We start from the raw sequence: 4,168 nt of genomic DNA, 5'->3' as shown, positions 1-4,168 counted from the left end.
GGGCCCGCGCCGCGAGCCGTTCGTACAGGCCGGCCCGGTTCTCGCGGCGGGCCAGCACGCAGAGCGCGCGCTCGACTTCCTGCAGGGAGGTTCGCTGCTGGGGCATCCCGAAGGTGTGGCCCGGGTCGATTGCGCCGGTCGTCCGGCGCAGCCGGACCTCCGGAATCAACCAGGACAGTATGAACGCCGCGAAGGCGATCGGGATCGTAACCCGGAAGACGGTGTGCAGGGACGCGGCATACGCCCTGATGAAACCCTCGTGTACGGCAGGTGGAAGCTTCGCGAGGGCGCCCGGGCTGGCGCCGGCCTGTCCGGAGAAACCCGCCGGCAGCCCCACCCCGGCGAGGTAGTGCCGCAGGTTACCGACGAGCGTGTTGGCGAAAATCGTGCCGAACACGGCGACTCCGAAACTTCCGCCTATCGACCGGAAGAACGTCGCCCCGGAGGTGGCGGTGCCGAGATCGCGGTATTCGACCGCGTTTTGCACCGCCATCACCAACACCTGCATGGTGGCGCCCAGGCCGAGGCCGAACACGAACATCGCAGCCGACATCTCCAGTCCGGTCGAGCCCACGCCCAGCATGGAGAGCAGGAACAGGCCGACGGTGGTGAGCGCGGTCCCCACGACAGGGAAGACCTTGTACCGGCCGGTGCGGCTGATGAGCTGACCGCTGCCGATCGAGGTCAGCAGCAGGCCTGCCATCAGCGGCAGGAGCCGCAGTCCGGAGCCGGTCGGGTCGATGCCCTTCACGATTTGGAGGAACTGCGGGAGATAGGTGATCGCTCCGAACATCGCGAACCCGACGACGAACCCAACCGCGCCGGTGACACCGAACACGCGGTTGCGGAAAAGTCGGAGCGGTAGGACCGGTTCGGAGGCACGGCGCTCGACCTCGACGAACCCGACGGCGAGCACCACCGCCGCAACACCCAGGCTGATGATCTCCGGCGAGCCCCACGGGTAGGTGGTACCGCCAAGACTGGTCAGCAGGACAAGGGCGGTCGCCGTAGCGGCAAGCAGCATGGTGCCGAGGTAATCGACGACACGATGGACCCGCTCGCCGCCGGCCGGGAGCGCGACGGAGGTCACAGCGAGCGCCAGGGCGCCGACCGGCAGGTTGACGTAAAAGACCCATCGCCAGCTCAGACTGTCCACGAGGAAGCCGCCGAGCAGCGGCCCGATCACGCTCGTGACGCCGAAGACAGCGCCGAACAACCCCTGGTAGCGGCCCCGATCGCGGGGAGCGACGACGTCGCCGACGCTTGCCTGAGCCGTCACGATAAGGCCGCCGCCGCCGAGGCCCTGAAGGGCACGGAAAGCGATCAACTCGGCTATGGACCTGCTAAGGCCCGCGAGCGCGGAGCCGGCGAGAAAAATGACGATCGCGCCCTGGAACAACCGCTTGCGTCCGTAGAGATCGCCGAGCTTGCCCCACAGCGGCGTCGACGCGGTCGAGGCAAGCAGATAGGCCGTGACCACCCACGACAGGTGCGATAGGCCACCGAGGTCGCCCACGATCGTCGGTAGCGCGGTCGAGACGATGGTCTGGTCAAGCGCGGCCAGGAACATGCCGAGCAACAGCCCGACAAGGATCAGCCACAGCCGCTGGGGGGCCACCCGCTCCGCCGTTTCCGCCGGCGGGGCCAGATCCGCCTGCGACACCCATGCCTCCCGATGGCCATGCCAGACGTGGGACAAACATGACGCTACGTCACCGACGGCAATCCGGCCCAGCGGGACCCACGGGCGTGGGTCTCGCTTCCACCGAAGGAGCCAGGATCTGGGTGGCCACGGGGTCCTGGCCCACAGCCTCGTCAAGACCGAGCGCTCGCCGGCTGATCGGCCGGAACACGTTAATCATCAACTGCACGACCTGGGATCACTATCACACCCATCAACCGACCAGCCACTTTCTCAGGTCGAAGTAGCTAGGCGTTACGGCTGTGACGATGCGTCGATGGGTCTGGATTCCTGACGGCATCGGTTTATCCGCCGCCGACCGGGTAGAGACCTCGGCGTACCTGGCCGATAACGGCGAGTTGTGTCGTCGAGTGAGCTGATAGGTGGAGGGGAACCCATGGCACTCCCCGTACGAAGTGTTGAACGTCCCGCCACGATGGTCAGGTGGGACCCGTTCCAGGAGATCGAGGACGCCTGGACCCGGATGGGCAGCCTGCTCGGTGATGTCGTCGGCCGTGTGGAAGGACGACCCGTCGGACCGTTGGCCGCCGCGGTGGCTCCGATCGACATCGAGGAGACCGACGACGCCTTCATCGTCGAGATCGAACTGCCGGGCGTGCGCCGTGAGGAGGTCTCCATCGACCTGCGCGGGAACGAGCTGCAGGTCACCGGGGAAATCAAGGAAAGGGAACGGACAGGCGTACTGCGCCGCCAGACCCGGAGGATGGGCCGGTTCGAACACCACATCGTGCTGCCCGGCGAGGTGGACCCCGACTCGGTCAACGCGATGCTGGACGACGGGGTGCTGGCCATCCGGCTCGCCAAGACCCGAGAGACCCAGCCCAAGCACATCGAGGTCACCAGCGGCGGCGAAAGCAAGTAGCTGAACAGGCGTGGGAGACCGGACCGGCTGTTGCATCCGGCAGCTTCCGGGGAGCGATCTGCGACCTACAGGGCGGCAGGAGCCGGGCTGCGGCGTCTGCCGTCGTGGCGATCATCCGGTGGGACCTGCCGGGGCGGAGGCCGCGGTTCGCCAGCCCGGCGTTATGTAGGACCTTCTCCGCCTCGCCGTCCTGCTCCAGGTCGATGAACCGGCGCGGGAGCCGGTTGCGGGCGGCGAACTCCCGCAGCCGCCGGCTGTCCGGGCAGTAACGAGAGCCGATGATCCGGAAACCTGCCTCCAGCCCGATGAGCATCGATCGGCGCAGGAAGTAGGCGCGCACGATCAGATCGCCAAGCGCGATGTCCCGCTGCAGCACGTCCCGCAGTACGTCCAACGGCACGGCGAGGATCTCGCTTGGCTGGCCGGCCACTACGGTGAAGAAGGAGACCTGGCCCTCCAGCAGGCCGAGTTCACCGAGGAATTCACCGAGGAAACGGCGTGGCCCATGCACCCGTATGACCCGAGCGTCGTCGGTGCCGTAGCTAGTGATCACCAGAATCTTGCCGCGCAGGATGACCAGGAACTCCTCGGCCCGTTCGCCCTCCCGGACCAGCACCTCACCGGCTTGGACACGCCGACGTCGGCCGTGGGCGGCCAGCGCCTCCAGCTGATCGTCAGACAGCCGCGGATACGCCCCATACAGATCCGGGGTCTCCGCCGGCTGGGATGTGCCTGCCGTGGTCACGGCGGCCTCCCTACTCGGGGTCCGGTTGTCCATGCCCGGTCCGAGCGCCATTTAGACGTAGGATTCGTCGACATAACACCAGCGCCAGTTCTCGCCTGGTTCGAACGACGCGACGATCGGATGCCCCACGAGGTGCGCGTGGCCACGGGCGTGGCGAAGCGGCGAGGAATCACAACACCCGACATGCCCGCAGATCAAACACAGCCGAAGGTGCACCCAGGGCGAACCGATACGTAGACACTCCTCGCAGCCCTGCGGGGTTCGGGGCTGAACGGGCTGTACCAGCGCGAGATGCGGATCGGCACTAATAGTTGCCATGGGGACCTCCCGTTTCTGGCCGCGACCTCCGGACGTACGGGTAAGGCGCAGGAGCGCAGATTATGATGCTGAAAACGCCCTTTGCGACGTTGAACGGCACCCCGATCCAGGCTCGCCACGGAGTTGGGCTGATATTCTCCGGCCAGGCACTGACGAGCGCCCCGCCATGACACATCCAAGATGCAGATGACCAGAAGTTCACGCTCTTGCTCCACCGCATTCGGCTCGGGGGCCATGATTCCCTCGCTTTCAACGGTCGATCGTCGGAGGTTCCCCAGGCAACCAGGCGTCCACGAGGCGGTCGGTGCCGCCGACGACGACGTCATCCTCGGTGAACACGAGCTGGAGCGGGGCGTCCCATCTCAGCTCTTCGAGCACATCACGCTGTAGTTGCTCGTCGGTCCAAGCCTCTGTTGCGGTAGTCATCCGCCCTCAGCTTTCCTTAAGCAATCCAGTACCTCTGTATCTGAACTGATGTCGATCTTTTTCGGGGTCATGTCCGTTGCCGCACGACACGGCCAGTGACCGGGCATCTGGCATC

At 66.2% G+C, this 4,168-nt stretch carries 5 protein-coding genes; 1 reads left to right on the top strand and 4 read right to left on the bottom strand.

The genetic code is table 11. The features are described from left to right. Positions 1-1,663 (bottom strand): MDR family MFS transporter (locus tag DD1DGNOD_RS01880; RefSeq protein ID WP_241255398.1); only part of this gene is annotated, 1,663 nt, incomplete at its 3' end. Positions 1,664-2,078: 415 nt separating this feature from the next. On the opposite strand from DD1DGNOD_RS01880, the gene DD1DGNOD_RS01875 reads away from it, so the two are divergent. Further along, positions 2,079-2,564, top strand: coding sequence for an Hsp20/alpha crystallin family protein (locus DD1DGNOD_RS01875; protein WP_131764855.1), 486 nt, complete (start codon positions 2,079-2,081; stop codon positions 2,562-2,564). Here the strand turns inward: DD1DGNOD_RS01875 and DD1DGNOD_RS01870 are convergent. The 3 genes from DD1DGNOD_RS01870 to DD1DGNOD_RS26385 all read right to left on the bottom strand — a co-directional run bounded on the left by DD1DGNOD_RS01870 (position 2,539) and on the right by DD1DGNOD_RS26385 (position 4,053). Further along, the gene (locus DD1DGNOD_RS01870) at positions 2,539-3,309 is read right to left on the bottom strand and encodes a cyclic nucleotide-binding domain-containing protein (protein WP_241251139.1); all 771 of its coding nucleotides are present in this window, start codon (positions 3,307-3,309) and stop codon (positions 2,539-2,541) included. The genes DD1DGNOD_RS01875 and DD1DGNOD_RS01870 overlap by 26 nt on opposite strands. Positions 3,310-3,360: 51 nt before the next feature. Next, the gene (locus DD1DGNOD_RS01865) at positions 3,361-3,627 is read right to left on the bottom strand and encodes a UBP-type zinc finger domain-containing protein (RefSeq protein WP_131764854.1); all 267 of its coding nucleotides are present in this window, start codon (positions 3,625-3,627) and stop codon (positions 3,361-3,363) included. A gap of 249 nt (positions 3,628-3,876) precedes the next feature. Beyond that, on the bottom strand, positions 3,877-4,053 hold the full coding sequence (locus tag DD1DGNOD_RS26385; protein WP_165036338.1) for a hypothetical protein: 177 nt from the start codon (positions 4,051-4,053) through the stop codon (positions 3,877-3,879). Positions 4,054-4,168 lie beyond the last annotated feature (115 nt).

This window comes from Candidatus Protofrankia californiensis, from assembly GCF_900634765.1.
Lineage (GTDB): Bacteria > Actinomycetota > Actinomycetes > Frankiales > Frankiaceae > Protofrankia > Protofrankia californiensis.
The sequence above is the reverse complement of the archived record's forward strand: the minus strand, read 5'-3'. Positions and strand labels throughout refer to the sequence as shown.